The following is a 17,787-nucleotide window of genomic DNA, read 5'->3' as shown; positions in this document are numbered from 1 at the left end:
CACCTGATCGCTCTAACGACCAACGGGGCAATTTGTTTCAAAACTTGACTGAATTTCCCCTCAAATGCCATATTGATAGTTAGCAAACTAACAGTGTGTGCATTCCCTCGTGCCGAATACCCTCGACGCCCTCCAGATGAACATCAGCAGCGCCATGGTGGTGGCCGCCAGGCATTGGCGGAAGATCTGCCAGACCACGCTGGTCAACTATGGAATTTCCGAAGCCTGTGCCGTCCCGTTGTTGATGATCGGGCGTCTGGGGGAGCGCGTGCATCAGGTGCAGGTGGCGCAGGCGGCGGGGATCGAGAGCCCTTCGCTGGTGCGGCTGCTCGATCAGTTGTGCCACGCCGGCTACGTCTGCCGCACTGAAGATCCGCAGGATCGCCGGGCCAAATGCCTGAGCCTGACCGACACCGGCCGTGAGCTGGTACAAGCGGTGGAAGTCGAGTTGGTGCGTCTGCGTAATGAGGTGCTCGAAGGCATCGACCGGAGTGATCTGGAGGCTACGCTTCGTGTACTGAGAGCTTTTGAGGCGGCCAGCCCGCCAGCGGTGATCTATCCGTGAACGGCTTTTTTTCCGGCATTCCTCCGGCCCGGGACTGGTTCTACGGGATCCGTACGTTTGCAGCCTCGATGATCGCGTTGTACATCGCCTTGCTGATGCAGATGCCGCGTCCTTACTGGGCGATGGCCACGGTGTACATCGTTTCCAGCCCGTTCCTAGGGCCGACCAGTTCCAAGGCTTTGTACCGGGCGATCGGGACCTTTCTCGGTGCTGCGGCGGCGGTGCTGTTCGTGCCGATGTTCGTCCAGAGCCCGTATGTGCTGGTGGTGGTCATCGCGTTGTGGACCGGGATTCTGCTGTTCCTGTCGCTGCACCTGCGCACCGCCAACAATTACGCGCTGATGCTCGCGGGGTACACCTTGCCGCTGATCGCCCTTCCGACGGTGGATAACCCGCTGGCGGTCTGGGATGTGGCGGAAGCGCGCACCGAAGAGATCTTCCTCGGCATCGCGGTGGCGGCGGTGGTCGGTGCGATGTTCTGGCCTCGGCGCCTGGCGCCCGTGTTCAACGATGCGGTGGGCAAGTGGTTTGCCGATGCGACGACCTACAGCCTGAAATTCCTCAGCCGCGACGTGCAGCCCGAAGAAGTCACCGCCCTGCGCATGGCCATGGTCGGCAGTTTCAACAGCCTCGAATTGATGATCGGCCAGTTGCCGCACGAAGGTGCACGACCGCAGACGGTGCGCAACACCAAGGAACTGCGCGGGCGGATGATTCACCTTCTACCGGTGATCGACGCACTGGAAGATTCGCTTTACGCCCTCGAACGGCGCACGCCGGAACTGGTGGAAAAATTCGCGCCGCTGCTCAGCGCCACCCGCGAATGGCTCGGCTATAAAGACGCCGATCTCGACCGCTGGCAAGCCCTGCGCGATCAGCTCGAAGCCCTGCAACCCAGCGCCGAAGCCCTCGAAGATCGCAAACAGTTGCTGTTTTCCAACGCGCTGTACCGCCTCGGCGAATTCATCGATCTGTGGCAGGACTGCCGCAGCCTGCAGGACGCGATCCTGTGCGAGCGCCAGGACAGCTGGCGCGCGGTTTATCGTCACTGGCGCCTTGGACGCCTGACGCCGTTTCTCGACCGTGGGCTGATGCTGTATTCGGTGGCCTCGACCATTCTGGCGATCATCGTCGCCTCGACATTGTGGATTCTGCTGGGCTGGACCGACGGCGGCAGCGCGGTGATTCTGGCAGCGGTGTCGTGCAGTTTCTTTGCCTCGATGGACGACCCGGCACCGCAGATTTACCGGTTCTTTTTCTGGACCGGGATGTCGGTGCTGTTCGCCAGTCTGTACCTGTTTCTGGTGCTGCCAAACCTGCATGACTTCCCGATGTTGGTGCTGGCATTTGCCATCCCGTTCATCTGCGTCGGCACCCTGACGGTACAACCACGGTTCTACCTCGGCATGCTGCTGACCCTGGTGAACACCTCGTCGTTCATCAGTATCTCGGGCGCTTACGATGCGGACTTCTTCGCCTTCGTGAACTCCAACCTGGCGGGCCCGATGGGGTTGTTGTTTGCGTTTATCTGGACGCTGATCGCCCGGCCGTTCGGCGCCGAGCTCGCCGCCAAGCGCCTGACCCGTTTCAGCTGGAAAGACATCGTCAGCATGACCGAGCCGGCGAACCTCGCTGAGCACCGGCAATTGGGCGTGCAACTGCTCGACCGCCTGATGCAGCACCTGCCGCGCCTGGCGCTGACCGGCCAGGACACCGGCATCGCCATGCGCGAAGTGCGCGTTGGCCTGAATCTGCTCGACCTGCTGGCCTACACCCCGCGCGTGACCGGCGGGCCGAACGCGTTGTTGCAGCAAGTGGTGGCCGAGGTCGGCGATTACTTCCGGGCCTGCCTCAAGGCCGGCGAACGCTTGCCGGCGCCGAGCCCGCTGCTGATGACCATGGACCGCACCCGTCGCGCGCTCAACGGCCACGGCGATGAAGAAACCCGACTACACCTGTTGCACGCCTTGAGCGGTTTGCGTCTGGCGCTGTTGCCCGGCGTCGAATTCGTCTCCAGCGCCGAGCCCGAAGAACCGCTGCCCGAGGGAGCGCCCCTATGATCGGTGACCTGGACATCAGCGGCATTTTCCTGCCGACCCTGCTGGTGCTGATGGGCATCACGTATGTGCTGTTTGTGCTGGTACATGGCGTGCTTACACGCCTGCATTTCTACCGTCTGGTCTGGCACCGGGCATTGTTCAACGTGGCTCTCTACGCCGTGATGCTGTACGGCGTGGACTCACTCAGTCGATACCTGATGACATGAAAAAACCGTTTTTGACCATCGGTCGCGTGATGCTGACCTTGCTGATCGTGACTTTCGCCGTCGTCGTGGTCTGGCGCATGGTGATGTATTACATGTTCGCGCCCTGGACCCGTGACGGCCACATCCGCGCCGATATCGTGCAGATCGCCCCGGACGTGTCCGGGCTGATCCAGCAGGTCGAGGTCAAGGATAACCAGTTGGTGAAGCGCGGCCAGGTGCTGTTCAGCATCGATCAGGACCGTTTCAAATTGGCGTTGCGTCAGGCCAAGGCAGCCGTTGCCGACCGCGAAGAAACCCTCGCCCAGGCCCAGCGTGAAGCCAAGCGTAATCGTGGTCTGGGCAATCTGGTGCCGGCCGAACAGCTGGAAGAGAGCCAGTCGAAAGTCGCTCGCGCGCAATCGGCACTGGCCGAAGCGCTGGTGACAGTGGACAGTGCCCAGCTCAACCTCGACCGCTCGGTGATCCGCAGCCCGGTGGACGGCTACGTCAACGACCGCGCGCCGCGCACCCAGGAATTCGTAACGGCCGGGCGTCCGGTGTTGTCGGTGGTGGACAGCAATTCGTTCCACATCGACGGCTATTTCGAAGAGACCAAACTCGACGGCATCCACGTCGGCCAGTCGGTGGATATCCGCGTGATCGGCGACCGCGCACGGTTGCGCGGGCATGTCGAAAGCATCGTCGCCGGCATCGAAGACCGTGACCGCTCGAGCGGCAGCAACCTGTTGCCCAACGTCAACCCGGCCTTCAGCTGGGTGCGCCTGGCGCAGCGGATTCCGGTGCGCATTGCCTTCGATGACGTGCCGGATGACTTCCGCATGATCGCCGGGCGTACCGCCACGGTGTCGATCATCGACGATAAACAGCAGGAGCCCGCGCAATGAACAGGGCCCTGATGATCGCCGGGCTGGGCGTGATGTTGTCGGCCTGTTCCATGGTCGGGCCGGACTATCACCTGCCGGGTGACGCGGCCATCCAGCGCAAGGATTTTCAGGGCGATCTGGCGGTGGCCGGCAAGCCGGTGGTCTCGTCGCCGGTGCCGGCGGACTGGTGGCGGTTGTATCGCGATCCGCGACTGGATCAACTGGTGCAGCAGGCGATGGCGTCCAACACCGATCTGCGGGTGGCGGCGGCGAACCTGTCGCGGGCCCGTGCCCAGGTCGATGAGGCCGAGGCCGCCGGTGGCTGGAGTGGCGGTGTGAAGATGGGCGCCCAGCGCTTGCAGGAATCCGGTCAGGCGTTCCTGCTGCCGGAGAAAGTCCCGGTGGCCAACGTCGCCGACATCGGCATCAGCGCCTCGTACCAATTCGACCTGTGGGGCGTTCTGCAACGTGGGATCGAAGCGGCGAAAGCCAACGCCGATGCAACCCAGGCCGCTGCCGACACCGCGCGCATCACCCTGGTGGCCGACGTGGTTCGGGCTTACACCCAGGTTTGTGCGGCCAACGAAGAGCGGGAAATCGCCCAGCATTCCCTTGACCTGCAATCCCAGAGCACCACGCTGATCCAGCGTCTGCGCGATGCCGGGCGCGGGGACGAAACCCAGGTCACCCGCTCGCAGACCCAATTCAAGTCCTTGCGCGCCGACATGCCGCGTTATGAAGCGGCGCGTCAGGCCGGGCTGTTCCGCCTGTCGATGCTGCTGGCCAAACCGGTCGATCAATTGCCGGCCGGCACCGCGACCTGCGCCGAATTGCCGAAAATCGCCCAACTGGTGCCGGTCGGTGACGGCGCTGCACTGCTCAAGCGCCGTCCGGATATCCGCCAGGCCGAGCGTCGACTGGCAGCCGCGACTGCCGGGATCGGCATTGCCACCGGCGAGCTGTACCCGGACATCAGCATTGGCGCGACCATTGGCACCGTCGGCATTGTCTCCGACCTCGGCGACCCGTCGACCAACCGCTGGGGCTTCGGCCCGTCGCTGAGCTGGAAGGTGCCGACCAACGGTGCCCGGGCGCGGATTCGTGAAGCCGAAGCCTCGACCCAGGGCGCACTGGCGCATTTCGACGGTGTGGTGCTGAACGCCATTCGCGAAACCCAGACCGGTCTGGCCCAATACACCGCGCTGTTGCAACGCCGCGATGCGCTGGCTGATGCGGAGCAGTCGGCGAAGCTGGCCGCTGACCAGACTCACCGCTTCTTCCAGGCGGGCCGCGAGTCGTTCCTCGCCGACCTGCAAGCCACCCGCACCTACACCGATGTCACCGCGCAATTGGCCGCCGCCAACACCCAGGTTGCCATGAGCCAGATCGATTTGTTCCTCGCCCTCGGCGGCGGTTGGGAAAGCGGACGAACGCAAGCCTCGAGCGCCAGCAAACCCTGAGGCCGTTGCTATGCTTTGAAGTATTGAAGGGGCGCCCTGAGCAAGGCGCCTTTTCAGTGCACATTGCTAGCGCAGGTCTAGGGGAAACCAATAATGAAAAACCCTTACGCTCTCGGCTTCTGGTGCGCCCTGGTCGCACTGGTGCTGCTGTCGGCCACCTATTTCTACGGCATCATGCTGGCCCATCAGATCGACAAGGCGATGGTCTTCCTCGACAGCGCGACTGCGTTGATCGCCGTGATGGCGATCGTGGTGGTGGCCTGGTCGTTGGTGCAGGTGCAAAAGCTCAAGAAAAGACAGCTTGAACAAAGCAAGACCCTGCTGCTGATCTGGGACACCAAGGTCGCGCTGCGCAAAGTCGAAACCGTGTTCGACCGCTACTTCTGGGGCAGTTACTGGCAACCGGGGCGCACCTTCGCCGAAGTCATGGGCGAACTCACCGGCACCCCGCTGGAAAAAAGCCTTGAAGCCCTGAAAAAACAATGCCTGGCACTCGACAGACAAGTCGCCGATGAAGGCTGGCACTGGTTGAACAATGCCCGTGAATTGTCCGACGTCGCCACGGCCATGGCCCGTGAGCGCTATCAACTGGATTTCTGCGACCCGCGCGGCGACGGGCCGGGCGGGGCGGTGATCGACCGGGACTTCGAGGTGCTCGTGTACACCTGGACCGCACGCCTGAAAAGCTTCGATCATCAGCTCGATGAGATCGAGGTGCAGTATTCCTGATCTCCCGAAAGATCGCCGAACCCGGCGATCTTTTTGTTTGTCCATGTCCCGTGGACACTCTTTAACCTTTAAACATTGGGCCGCCCCGCGCTGCCAGTGCTAATCTCCACCGCTAAATTCAGCGGAGTCGAGCCACGGCCCGGTCACGGGTTCACGGAAGACGACCACACTTTCAGCCACGGAAATCGATCAGGTCATTCATGAATAAATCAGCAGGCGTGCTTCTCGGAATCGTTGTTGCCATCGGCGCCATCAGCGTCGGCGGGGCCTGGTACACCGGCACCAAGATCGAAGGCGTGCTCAACAACGCCGTCGTCGACGCCAACAAAGAGCTGCAAGCCGCCATGGCCGGTTCCAACGGCAGTGCGTCGCTGGAGCTGGTGTCGCTGGAACGTCACACCTTCAGCAGCACCGCGCACTATCGCCTCAAGGGCGAAGGCGAGATGTTCGGTGAGGCGCCGGTCGAGCTGTTGTTCGTCGATAACATTGAACATGGCCCGCTGCCGTTCTCGCGTCTGGTCTCGCTGAAATGGCTGCCGGTCATGGCCACCAGTCACTACGAGCTGGAAAAGACCCCGATCACCGAAAAATGGTTCGCTGCCACCAAGGGCGCCGCACCACTGAAAGGTGTGGTCAATATCGGCTACGACCAGTCCACCACCGGCAACATCGAACTGCTGCCACTGGAAACCGCACTGGACGAGCAGTCGAGCCTGAAATTCTCCGGCCTGAACATGGATATCTCCGCCAGTGCCCAGGCGCAGAAGGTCAAGGCCAACGGCTACATGGACAGCCTGCACCTGACCACCGTGGCTGAAGACCAGGCGCCGGTGCAGATCGAACTCAGCGGCCTGACCCTGGCCAGCAACCTCGCCAAGAGCAGCTACGGCTACTACACCGGCGAAAACACCCTGGAACTGACCAGCAGCAAGACCACTTTCGGCGCCAAGCAGTCCGTGCTGGGTGTGAAGAACTTCGAAATGAAGAACCTCACCGAAGAAAACGGCACCAATGCTTCCGGCCGTGCCGACTACAAAATCGGTGAAGTGACCCTCAATGACAAGAAAATCGGTTCGGCCAATCTGGCCATGAGCCTGAAAAACCTCGACATCCCGTCGGCCCTGTCGCTGATGCAGATCTACCAGACCAAGCTGCAGCCGTACGAAAAAGCCGCCGCCGAAGCCACCGCCGCCGGTCTGCCGGCGCCCGAGCTGAACCTGACCGAAGCCGAGTCCACTCAGGTCAAGGCTGACCTGCAGAAACTGCTGGCAGCCGGCCCGCAGCTGGCGCTGGAAGACCTGTCGCTGAAAACCGCCAACGGTGAAAGCCGGGCCAATCTGGTGCTCGACCTGACCAAACCGGCCTCGATGGACCTGCCGCCGGATCAACTGGGCAAACAGCTGATCGCGCTGCTCGACGTCAATGTGCAGGTGTCCAAGCCGATGCTGGTGGACCTGCTCAGCGTTCAGGCCCAGATCGATGGTCAGACCGACGCCAAAGCCATCGTTGACCAGGCCAGCGCCGCTGCCGACATGTTCTCCGGCATGGCCGTGGGTTCGCAGCTGGCAACGCTGGATGGCACCAATGTGACGACCAAGTTGCATTACGCCGCCAATCAGGTGGAGTTCAACGGCCAGACAATGACCGTCGAGCAGTTCGTCGGTTTCCTGATGAGCAAATTCGCTGGCGTCAACGTAAGCCAGGAACAGTAAAACCCCTCGCTACACCTCAACGCCCGGCCTTTGCTTCCCGCAGACGCCGGGCGTTTTGCTGTCTGGACTCTGCGTTTGCGGCGCGCGCCAGCGTTTCCGGTCACGAATCTGAACAAATATTGTGTTCTGAATATTGGTCTACGCTTGCGTGCAAGACTGCTTGGATAAGCTTGGCCAAGTGATTCTGACTTGGCCTCCGTTACGAATTGGGCAAGGGGGGGCATTGCAACCCGGCTGGCCATGTAAGGATGCTGACGAATGCCGCGTACTGATGTTCCCGTATTACATCGTGGTTTACGCCCTTTGTTTCGAGTCGCGCTGTGCAGCCAGTTGCTCTGGCCGGTACTCGCGTTGGCCGATACGGCCTACGATCAAATGGTGCTCGACGCCCGGGCAGGGCATTACACGCCTGCGCTGACCGCTTTGCGTCAAGTGCCGCCGGCCCAGGCTTCCACCGGGCAGGTCAGCGATCACTTGCAAATCGCCAGTTGGGCCGGGCTCGACGCCGAAGTGGTGCAGGTCTACGAGACCCAGGGACGCGGCCGCGCATTGCCGATCCAGGCCCTGACCGCCACCGCCCGCGCCTATCGCAATCTCAAGCGCTGGGATCAGGCCTCCGAGGTCTACACCAAGGCCCTGGCGCTGGAACCGAACAATGCCGACCTGCAACTCGGTCTGGCGTTGACCCAGGCTGATTCCGGCAAACCCGACGAGGCAGTCACTCGCGCCAAGACGCTGGTGGCGGCCAAACCTGACGATCCTTCCCGCCGTCTCGCCTTGGGCTATGCCCTGACCCGCGCCGGCAAGCAATACGACGCGCTGTTCGAATACGATCAGGCCTTCTCTCGTGCCGGCAGCAAACCGGAAGTTGCCCGTGAGTACGTGGTCGCTCTGCAAAAAGCCCGTCTGCCTGAGCCTGCGCTACGCCTGGCCAACCAGCGTCCGGGGCTGATCGATCCGGTGACGCTGCGCCGTCTCGAAGGCGATCTGGCCGCCGAACGCGTGCGTCTCGCCGAATTCGCCACCCGCAGCGAAAAAGAACGTTATGTGATCGCCGACCGTGCGTTGGCCGACTACGACAAACTGCTCGCCACCTGGACCCCCGACGCCAGCGCCCACGACGATGTGACCCGCTGGCGCATCGACCGCATGGGCGCCCTCAAGGCCCGGGCGCGCACTGCCGACGTCATCACCGAATACCAGAAGCTGCAAGCGGAAGGCGTGAAGATTCCGACCTACGCTTTGCGTTGGGTCGCCGCGTCTTATCTGGATCGACGGCAACCGGAAGTCGCCACCGATCTCTATCGCCAGGTGCTCTCGGCGCCGGACGCCGATGCCGGCGATCGCCTCGAAGACACCACCGCGCTGTATTACTCGCTGCTGGAGAGCGACCGGGCCGACGAGGCACGCAAGGTCGCCGAAGACCTGGCCAAAAACGAGAAACCGCGCGTCGAACTCAAGGGCCTGCCAATCGGCAACCCCAGCGACGACTGGATGGACGCGCAATTGCTCTCGGCACAGGCTGCCGGTACCTACGGCGCGGACTTGCCCCACGGCGAGGATCGCTTGCAGACGCTGGTCGATCAGGCGCCGGGAAACATCGGCTTGCGCCTGTCCCAGGCCGATCTGTACCTGGCCCGCCAATGGCCGCGTCGCGCAGAAAGCCAGCTCAAGGAAGTCGAGAGCGTGGTACCACGGGACATGGGCCTGGAAGTCGCTCAGGCCCGCACGGCCATGACGTTGCAAGAGTGGCGGCAGATGGATGCGCTGACCGACGACGTCGTCGAGCGTTTCCCGGACAACCGCCAGGTTCAGCGCGCCGCACGCGAGCGCGAAGTGCATGACATGTCCGAGCTGCGCGTCGAAGCCTACGGCGGCAAGGCCAATGGCGGCAGCGGCGGCAATGCCGGCGCGGTCAGCGGCAGTCGGGACTTCGGCATCCAGAGCACGCTGTACAGCCCGCCGATCGATGAAGACTGGCGTGTGTTCGCCGGGGTCGGCTATGCCACCGGCGACTTCGCCGAAGGCACCGGCAACCACCGCTTCCAGCGCGTCGGCCTGGAGCGCCGCACCCGTGACATGACCCTTGAAGCCGAAGTCTCCAACCATTCCTACGGTTACGGCGACAAGCAAGGCGCTCGTCTGGCAATTGCCCGGGACATCAACGACAACTGGCAGTACGGCGGCAGCCTTGAATACCTGTCGGCCGACACCCCGTTGCGCGCGTTGAACAGCGACATAAAGGCCAACGGCGGCAGCGGTTTCATCCGTTGGCGCGCCAACGAAAGCCGCGAGTGGAAACTGTCGGTCAGCCCGTCGCATTTCAGTGACGGCAACAACCGCGTCGAAGCCTTGCTGACCGGGCGCGAAGGCGTCTACAGCACCACCCACGTGCAGGTCGACGCGGGTCTGGAAGTCGCCACCAGCCACAACTCCAATTCCGAAGACGTGCCGTACTACAACCCGAAGGCGGATCTCAGCGTGATGCCGACGGTCAACGTCAACCACGTGCTCTACCACCGCTACGAAACCTCCTGGAGCCAGCAGTTCCAGGCCGGCGCGGGTACGTACAGCCAGCGTGACCACGGCACCGGCGGCATGGCGTTGCTGGGCTACGGCCAGCGCTATGCCTGGAACGACGTGTTCGAGGTGGGCGGTTTGTTCAGTGTGATCAACCGGCCCTACGACGGTGACCGGGAAACCGATCTGCGTCTGCTCGTCGACCTCACTTTCCGCTTCTAGAAGAGTTTGAAGATGCCTTTTATTTCGCGTTTCATCCTTCTGCTGGGAGTGCTGCTGGTCAGCGCCTGCGCCCAGCAAGCTCCGGCCTTCGCACCGCCGTCCGAGCGCCCGGTGGCGGCCAATGAAAAACCATGGCCGAAAAACCACGTGCTGGGCATTGCCTACCACGACATCGAAGACCGTGATCCCGATCAGGCGGTGGTGGCGGTGCGCACCGAGCGCATGATCGAGCAACTGGCGTGGCTGCGGGAAAACAACTACAAGCCGGTGACGGTCGATCAGATCATGGCCGCGCGCAAGGGCGGGCCGGAACTGCCGCCCAAAGCGATCCTGCTCAGCTTCGACGACGGTTATGCGAGCTTCTACACCCGTGTGCTGCCGGTGCTGCGTGCCTACAACTGGCATGCGCTGCTGGCGCCGGTCGGCGTGTGGATCGACACACCGCTGAATCAACCGGTGGATTTCGCCGGCACTCCGCGTCAGCGCTCTGACTTCCTGACCTGGGATCAGGTGCGCGAAATCTCGCAATCCGGCCTCGTGGAAATCGCCGCTCACACCGATGCCAGCCACAAAGGCATCCTCGCCAACCCGCAAGGCAACCTGCAGCCGGCCGCCGCGACCCGGCGCTACGATCCGGTGACCAAACGCTATGAAACCGAGGCGGATTTCCAGGCGCGGATCCGCACCGACGTGGCCACCATTTCGGAGAAAATCCGCAAGGCCACCGGCAAGAAACCGCGTATCTGGGTCTGGCCATACGGTACGGCGGACGGCACTTCGCTGACCGTGGTGAGCGAGCAGGGTTATGAAATGGCCCTGACCCTCGACGACGGTCTCGATGCCTTAGACAACCTGATGAGCAGCCCACGATTCCTCGTCGCCTCCGACCCGGACGGCGAGCATTTCGCCAACAGCATCGTGGCGGTGCAGTCCGATTTCGCCATGCGCGTGGTGCATGTGGACCTGGACAACGTCTACGACCCGGATCCTGCGCAACAGGAAGTGAACCTCGGCAAACTGATCCAGCGCATGGCTGACATGGGCGCCAACACGGTGTTCCTGCAAGCCTTCGCCGATCCGAAAGGCGATGGCCTAGTGCATTCGCTGTACTTCCCCAACCGTCATCTGCCCATGCGTGCCGACATTTTCGACCGTGTCGCCTGGCAGTTGCGCACTCGGGCTCACGTGAAAGTGTTCGCCTGGATGCCGGTGCTGAGTTTTGCGCTGGATTCGAAGCTGCCACGGGTCACGCGCTGGGATCCGAAGACCGGCACCACGTCGGTCGACCCGGATCAGTACAAGCGGCTGTCGCCGTTCGACCCCGAAGTGCGGCGGATCATTGGTGAAATCTACGAAGACGTGGCGCGCCTGACCTCGGTCGACGGCATCCTCTACCACGACGACGCCGTGCTGTCGGACTTCGAGGACGCCAGCCCCGAGGCTCTCAAGGCCTATGCCGCCCACGGTCTGCCGGGCTCGATTGCCGCCCTGCGCGACGATCCGGCAGCCATGCAGCGCTGGACACGGTTCAAGAGCCGCTACCTGATCGACTTCACCAACGAACTGACCGCCAAGGTCCGCGCGATTCGCGGCCCGCAAGTGCTGACCGCACGCAACATCTTTGCCGAGCCGGTGCTCAATCCACAAAGCGAAGCGTGGTTCGCGCAGAACCTCGACGACTTCCTCGTGAGCTACGACTGGACGGCGCCGATGGCCATGCCGCTCATGGAAAAGCAGACCCATGCGCAATCCGGCCCGTGGCTGGAAGAACTGGTGGCGAAGATCAAACAGCGCCCCGGTGCGCTGGATCGCACGGTGTTCGAATTGCAGGCCCGGGACTGGACGAAAAAGGACCAGGCCGACATCGAAGGTGCACAACTGGCCGACTGGATGGGCCGCCTCAAGCGTCAGGGCGCGACGAGTTTCGGCTACTACCCGGACAACTTCCTCGAGAACCTGCCGGACCTGAAAACCGTGCGGCCTGCGCTCTCCAACAAATGGAACCCATGACATGCTGGATAGACTGCTGGCCCTGCTTGTTCTGGCGATTGTCCTCGGCGTCCCGCTGGGGCTGATCTTCCTGGTCACCGGGCAATTCCTGATGGACTTCGTGTTCTTCTACCCGCTGTTCATGTCCGGGTTGTGGATTTCCGGCGGCCTGTATTTCTGGCTGCACTGGGAGCGGCACTGGCCGTGGAAGGACGACACGCTGCCGCCACCGCTGGAAGGCGAACCGCTGATTTCGATCCTGATCCCTTGCTACAACGAGGGCGACAACGCCGCCGACACCATTCACGCGGCGCTGGCCCAGCATTACCCGAACATCGAAGTCATCGCGATCAACGACGGCTCCAAGGACAACACCGCACAAGTACTGGATGCGCTGGCCAAGGAAGATCCACGGTTGCGCGTGCTGCACCTGGCGGAGAACCAGGGCAAGGCCGTGGCACTGCGCATGGGCGCCATCGCTGCACGCAGTGAATATCTGGTGTGCATCGACGGTGATGCGCTGCTGGCGCCGAACACGGCGGCTTACCTCGTGGCGCCGATGCTCGACAACGCGCGACTGGGCGCGGTGACCGGTAACCCGCGGATCCGCACGCGTTCGACGCTGGTCGGGCGGGTTCAGGTCGGCGAGTTCTCGTCGATCATCGGGCTGATCAAACGCACCCAACGAGTGTTCGGGCGGATTTTCACTGTGTCGGGTGTGATCGTCGCGTTTCGCCGCACGGCGCTGAACCGGGTCGGCTACTGGAGCCCGGACATGATCACCGAAGACATCGACATCAGCTGGAAACTGCAACTGGACCACTGGAGCATCTTCTACGAGCCCCGCGCCCTGTGCTGGATCCTGATGCCGGAAACCCTGGGCGGGCTGTGGAAGCAGCGCCTGCGCTGGGCCCAGGGCGGTGCCGAAGTGCTGTTCAAGAACATTCGCGGCATCTGGCAATACCGTCACCGTTACCTGTGGCCGCTGCTGTTCGAATACTGCCTGTCGACCGGCTGGGCGTTCACTTTCCTGTTGTCGGTGATTTTCTGGGTGATGGGCAAATTCATGGTCATGCCTGAAGCGATCGCCGTGCATCACCTGATGCCGCCGGCGTTTACCGGGTTGCTGCTGGCGTTTGTCTGCCTGGTGCAGTTCGCGGTCAGCATCATCATCGACCGGCGCTACGAGCCGGGTCTGGGCAAGACCATGTTCTGGGTGGTCTGGTATCCATTGGTGTTCTGGTTCATCAGCCTGCTGACCACGCTGGTCAGTTTTCCCAAGGTGCTGTTCGGCCAGCATCAGAAGCGTGCGCGTTGGGTCAGCCCGGACCGGGGTATCAAACCGGTCGGGGACGACGAAGAGGAGGTCATCAAATGAAAATCATCCGGACCCGCCAGCGACCATTCCTGGTGGTGGTCGATGTGTTCCTCACGGTGCTGGCCTGGGTTGGCCTGCTGTATCTGTTGGTGCGCGGGCTGTGGCCGCTGATCGAAACCCATGCCGGCGGGCCGCGCATCGATAACTCGGCGTTCGAAGCGCTGGGGACCTTGCAGATCTACCTGTGGGTGGCGCTGGTCAACGCCGTCATTCTGATTTCCTGGGCGCGTTATCAACAACGCAAGAGCCGCAGTTTTGCTCAGCGTCGCCTGGCGGCTCCGGTGGTTGACGATGATGGCCTGAGCAAAAGCTTCAAGCTGTGCGATGACCGCCTGCAGAAGCTTCGCAGCCCGGGCGTCATCACCATCCACAACAATCAGGACGGTGACGTCAGCCATGTGGTGCCGCACCTGTGGCCGGTGGAACAGGCGGAATTGCCGCCACCGCTGGCGCCACTGGAGCATCCGCGGGTGATCTTTCTGCATGCCGAGGACGACGATAACCGTGAGCCGGTGAACCGTCTGTAAGCGCGGTGATACCAATGGGCGTCATTTGCCACTGCCACGGCACGAACGGTACAGCTATAGTCTGCAGGCCGAAGACGGCCCAACTGCACAAGGTGCTCCCGGAATGACCCGATTGACCTCTCTCAACCCTTGGCTGGCGGCCGTTGCCGTCGCCCTTTGCGTGCAGTTTCCGGCGCAGGCCCAGGAGCGCTTCACCCTCAGCATTCCCGGTGTTTCGGACAACCGTCTGTTCACGGCGGCGGCAGCCAGTGACGCAGCCGGTTGTGGCGGCAAGAACCAGTCGCCGGCGTTGAGCTGGAACGCCGGCCCGGCCGCAACCCAGAGCTACGCCATCGTGATGCACGATCCGGACGGCCAGAAAGGCCTGGGCGTCGATCACTGGGTTCACTACGGCATCAAGGCCACGACCCGGCAGATCCCGGCCGGCATTGGCACCAAGCCGACCTTCGAAGGCCTGGGGGGCACCAACAGCAAAGGCACGACCACCTATGTCGGCCCGTGCCCGCCGACCGGCGACAGCGCGCACCACTACATCATTCAGATCTACGCCCTGGACCTGGCCCCCGACGCCTTGCCGGCCGGCCTGACTCGCGCACAGCTGCTGGAGAAAATCAAAGGCCATGTGCTGCGCAACAGCAGTGCAGTGCGGCGTTATCACCGCTGAAAAAAAATTTCGGCGGCGTTTAACCCGAACTGAAAGGGCTGTCCGTCTCAGAGGTTGAATGGATCAATTCTTCCTCGAGGTCAGCCCCATGTCTCTTCCTTCGATGCTTCTGCGACCCCTTGCTGCCGGTGTGCTGTTGGCCGTCGCCGGTTGCGGCATTTCCTCCAGTCCGGAATCCGCCGCCGTGCCGCCACCGGCGCAGCTCCCCTCGAAACCGGTGGTGCAGCAAGAAGTGGTCATGGCCGATCACTCCTTGGCCAAGCGCAGCGCGCTGGCGGTGCCGATGGCCAGTTTTGCACCGATGCCGGCCGGGGAAAGTTATCCACAGGACTATCGCGCCGAGCCGCGTGAGCAATACGAAACCCTGGCGGATAATCCGATCCACAGCGTTGCCGAAACGCCCGTTTCGACCTTCAGTGCCGATGTGGATACCGGCGCCTACGCCAATGTCCGGCGTCTGCTCAATCAGGGACGCCTACCGCCGGAAGGCGCGGTGCGGCTGGAGGAGATGGTCAATTACTTTCCGTATGACTATGCGTTGCCCACTGACGGATCGCCGTTCGGCGTAACCACCGAACTGGCCGCTTCGCCGTGGAACCCGCACACCCGCCTGCTGCGCATCGGTATCAAGGCCTCTGATCGTGCGGTGGCGGAACTGGCCCCGGCCAACCTGGTGTTTCTGGTGGACGTATCTGGCTCGATGGATCGTCGCGAAGGGCTGCCGCTGGTCAAAAGCACCCTGAAGCTTCTGGTCGATCAACTGCGCGAACAGGATCGCGTGTCGCTTGTGGTGTATGCCGGCGAATCACGAGTCGTGCTGGAACCGACTTCCGGACGGGAAAAGGCGAAAATTCGCACAGCCATCGAGCAGTTGACGGCGGGAGGCTCGACCGCAGGCGCCTCCGGCATCGAGCTGGCCTATCAAATGGCACAACAAGCCTTCATCCCCAAAGGCATCAACCGCATCCTGCTGGCCACCGACGGTGACTTCAACGTCGGTGTCAGGGACTTCGACAGCCTCAAGCAAATGGCTGTGGATAAACGCAAGACCGGGATTTCCCTGACCACCCTGGGTTTTGGTGTGGATAACTACAATGAACATCTGATGGAACAACTGGCGGATGCCGGCGACGGTAACTACGCCTACATCGACAATCTGCGCGAGGCGCGCAAGGTGTTGGTGGATCAGCTCGGTTCGACCCTCGCCGTGGTGGCGAAAAACGTCAAATTGCAGGTGGAATTCAACCCGGCGCAGGTCAGCGAATACCGGCTGCTCGGCTACGAAAACCGCGCGCTCAAGCGTGAGGATTTCAGCAATGACAAGGTCGATGCCGGTGAGATCGGCGCGGGACACACAGTGACGGCGTTGTACGAAATTGTCCCCGCAGGCGAGAAGGGCTGGCTGGAACCGCTGCGTTACGGAAAAACCGATGCAGTGGTTTCTGAAAAGAAAGGAGAACTGGCAATGCTGCGTGTGAGATATCAAAAGCCTGAAGGTGGGAAAAGTCTGCTGATCGAGCGGCCGATTGCCAGTCAGGTTGCGCCCGCCAGCGAAGACCTGCGCTTTGCTGCCGCCGTCGCAGCGTTCTCCCAGCAACTCAAGGACGGTCGCTACACCGGCGATTTCAGCCTCAAGGACACCGAAGCGTTGGCCCGAGGTGCCCGTGGCGATGACCGCTTCGGCCTGCGCAACGAGTTCGTGCAACTGGTGGAACTGGCGCAGAGCCTGCGGACTTCGACCGCCTCCAACACGATGCCGACCGAGCGACGGATTGAATAGTGAGCCGCCTGAAGGGGTTTATCAGCCAGCTGTTTGCCTCCGCAGACAGCCTTGAGGCCAGCAGCGACGAATCGCTGCTGGCCCGTTATCGCGAGGGTGACGGCAAGGCGTTCGAGATCCTGTACGCCCGCCATCGCCAGAGTCTTTACCGGTTTCTGCTCGGATTGAGCGGCAAACCGGAACTGGCCGACGAGGTGTATCAGGAAACGTGGCTGAGCCTGATCCGCAGCAGCAGTCAGCCACAAGGCCGGGCGACTTTTCGTACCTGGCTGTTCCAGATTGCCCGCAACCGTCTGATCGATCACTGGCGCAAGCATGGCGCCCATCAACCGCTGCATGACAGTTACGACGAACAGGCCCATGCGGTCAGTGACGATGCGAGCGACCCGGAGCAACTGCTGAGCCTCAGCCGCGACAGCCAACGCCTGGACAGCGCCCTGCAAACCTTGCCCGCCGACCAGCGCGAAGTGTTCCTGCTGCGCGCCCACGGCAACCTCGACCTGGCGCAAATCGCCAGCCTCACCGAAACACCGCTGGAAACCGTCAAGAGCCGCTTGCGCTACGCCCAGCAAAAATTGCGTCGGCTGCTGGCCGAGGAGGTACTGACATGACGGACACCCGCCAGACACCCGAAGAGCAACTGCTCAAGCATTACCGCGAGCAACAGAACGGCGAGCCGCCGGCGAATCTAGACGCGCTGATTCTCAACGCCGCGCATCGCCAGATCCCGGCACCGAAACCGAGCCTGTGGCAGCGCTGGATCAAGGCCTGCCAGACACCGCGCTATCAGGTAGCTTTCGCCAGTCTGGTCGGCATCGCGCTGATGCTGTCGCTGGTGCATCGCGCGCCGGAACCCGTGGCTCATTACGATTTCGCCCCAGCCGCCAAACCTGCTGCGCCAATGGCTCGTAAAGAGGCCATCGAATCCCGGACATTATCAGCACCCGCTGCCCCGGCCAATGGCCTCGACGAGCAACTGCGCGAAGTCCTGCGCCTGCGCGAATCCGGTCAATCACAGGCTGCCGATACCCTGTACAACAATCTGCACAAGCGTTACCCGAGCGTGAATCTGGACCTGCGCCTCGAACAAATCCGCCAGAACTGACCGGGTG

The 17,787-nt window shown here is 62.4% G+C and carries 15 protein-coding genes; all 15 read left to right on the top strand.

The annotated features are described in order from the left end of the window. Positions 1–136: 136 nt before the first annotated feature. The 15 genes from AC1RR7_RS13985 (at position 137) to AC1RR7_RS13915 (ending at position 17,780) form a co-directional block, all read left to right on the top strand. Positions 137–565 carry a MarR family winged helix-turn-helix transcriptional regulator gene (locus AC1RR7_RS13985; RefSeq protein ID WP_173861332.1) on the top strand — a complete coding sequence of 143 codons (429 nt, stop codon included), beginning with the start codon at positions 137–139 and terminating at the stop codon, positions 563–565. After that, positions 562–2,625, top strand: a complete 2,064-nt coding sequence (locus tag AC1RR7_RS13980; protein ID WP_493157732.1) for an FUSC family protein — start codon at positions 562–564, stop codon at positions 2,623–2,625. Before AC1RR7_RS13985 ends, AC1RR7_RS13980 begins: the two co-directional genes overlap by 4 nt. After that, on the top strand, positions 2,622–2,831 hold the full coding sequence (locus AC1RR7_RS13975) for a DUF1656 domain-containing protein (RefSeq protein WP_007957657.1): 210 nt from the start codon (positions 2,622–2,624) through the stop codon (positions 2,829–2,831). Before AC1RR7_RS13980 ends, AC1RR7_RS13975 begins: the two co-directional genes overlap by 4 nt. After that, the gene (locus AC1RR7_RS13970; RefSeq protein ID WP_102620551.1) at positions 2,828–3,715 is read left to right on the top strand and encodes an efflux RND transporter periplasmic adaptor subunit; all 888 of its coding nucleotides are present in this window, start codon (positions 2,828–2,830) and stop codon (positions 3,713–3,715) included. The genes AC1RR7_RS13975 and AC1RR7_RS13970 overlap by 4 nt, the downstream gene beginning before the upstream one ends. Next, the gene (locus AC1RR7_RS13965) at positions 3,712–5,154 is read left to right on the top strand and encodes an efflux transporter outer membrane subunit (protein ID WP_096821846.1); all 1,443 of its coding nucleotides are present in this window, start codon (positions 3,712–3,714) and stop codon (positions 5,152–5,154) included. The genes AC1RR7_RS13970 and AC1RR7_RS13965 overlap by 4 nt, the downstream gene beginning before the upstream one ends. A gap of 93 nt (positions 5,155–5,247) precedes the next feature. After that, positions 5,248–5,883, top strand: a complete 636-nt coding sequence (locus AC1RR7_RS13960) for an NADH:ubiquinone oxidoreductase subunit N (RefSeq protein WP_096821847.1) — start codon at positions 5,248–5,250, stop codon at positions 5,881–5,883. Between the two features lie 200 nt (positions 5,884–6,083). Continuing rightward, positions 6,084–7,595 carry a YdgA family protein gene (locus tag AC1RR7_RS13955; protein ID WP_493157730.1) on the top strand — a complete coding sequence of 504 codons (1,512 nt, stop codon included), beginning with the start codon at positions 6,084–6,086 and terminating at the stop codon, positions 7,593–7,595. Between the two features lie 258 nt (positions 7,596–7,853). Continuing rightward, positions 7,854–10,337: a poly-beta-1,6 N-acetyl-D-glucosamine export porin PgaA gene (pgaA, locus tag AC1RR7_RS13950; RefSeq protein WP_493157728.1), complete on the top strand. Its 2,484-nt coding sequence runs from the start codon at positions 7,854–7,856 to the stop codon at positions 10,335–10,337. Positions 10,338–10,349: 12 nt separating this feature from the next. After that, entirely contained in the window at positions 10,350–12,347 is a 1,998-nt protein-coding gene (gene pgaB / locus AC1RR7_RS13945; RefSeq protein WP_273539686.1) for a poly-beta-1,6-N-acetyl-D-glucosamine N-deacetylase PgaB, read from the top strand. Position 12,348: 1 nt separating this feature from the next. Then, the gene (pgaC, locus tag AC1RR7_RS13940) at positions 12,349–13,704 is read left to right on the top strand and encodes a poly-beta-1,6-N-acetyl-D-glucosamine synthase (protein ID WP_096821851.1); all 1,356 of its coding nucleotides are present in this window, start codon (positions 12,349–12,351) and stop codon (positions 13,702–13,704) included. Continuing rightward, positions 13,701–14,231: a poly-beta-1,6-N-acetyl-D-glucosamine biosynthesis protein PgaD gene (gene pgaD / locus AC1RR7_RS13935; RefSeq protein ID WP_096821852.1), complete on the top strand. Its 531-nt coding sequence runs from the start codon at positions 13,701–13,703 to the stop codon at positions 14,229–14,231. Before pgaC ends, pgaD begins: the two co-directional genes overlap by 4 nt. A 103-nt stretch (positions 14,232–14,334) precedes the next feature. Then, positions 14,335–14,895, top strand: a complete 561-nt coding sequence (locus AC1RR7_RS13930) for a YbhB/YbcL family Raf kinase inhibitor-like protein (RefSeq protein WP_085733396.1) — start codon at positions 14,335–14,337, stop codon at positions 14,893–14,895. A gap of 88 nt (positions 14,896–14,983) precedes the next feature. Then, the gene (locus AC1RR7_RS13925) at positions 14,984–16,675 is read left to right on the top strand and encodes a vWA domain-containing protein (protein WP_493157726.1); all 1,692 of its coding nucleotides are present in this window, start codon (positions 14,984–14,986) and stop codon (positions 16,673–16,675) included. Between the two features lie 29 nt (positions 16,676–16,704). Next, positions 16,705–17,286, top strand: coding sequence for an RNA polymerase sigma factor (locus AC1RR7_RS13920; protein WP_493157774.1), 582 nt, complete (start codon positions 16,705–16,707; stop codon positions 17,284–17,286). Further along, a complete protein-coding gene (locus AC1RR7_RS13915; RefSeq protein ID WP_493157724.1) occupies positions 17,283–17,780 on the top strand; it encodes a hypothetical protein in 498 nt (165 codons plus the stop codon). The genes AC1RR7_RS13920 and AC1RR7_RS13915 overlap by 4 nt, the downstream gene beginning before the upstream one ends. Positions 17,781–17,787: the final 7 nt, after the last annotated feature.

It is taken from the genome of Pseudomonas sp. GW821-FHT11G12, assembly GCF_058808055.1.
The sequence above is the reverse complement of the archived record's forward strand: the minus strand, read 5'-3'. Positions and strand labels throughout refer to the sequence as shown.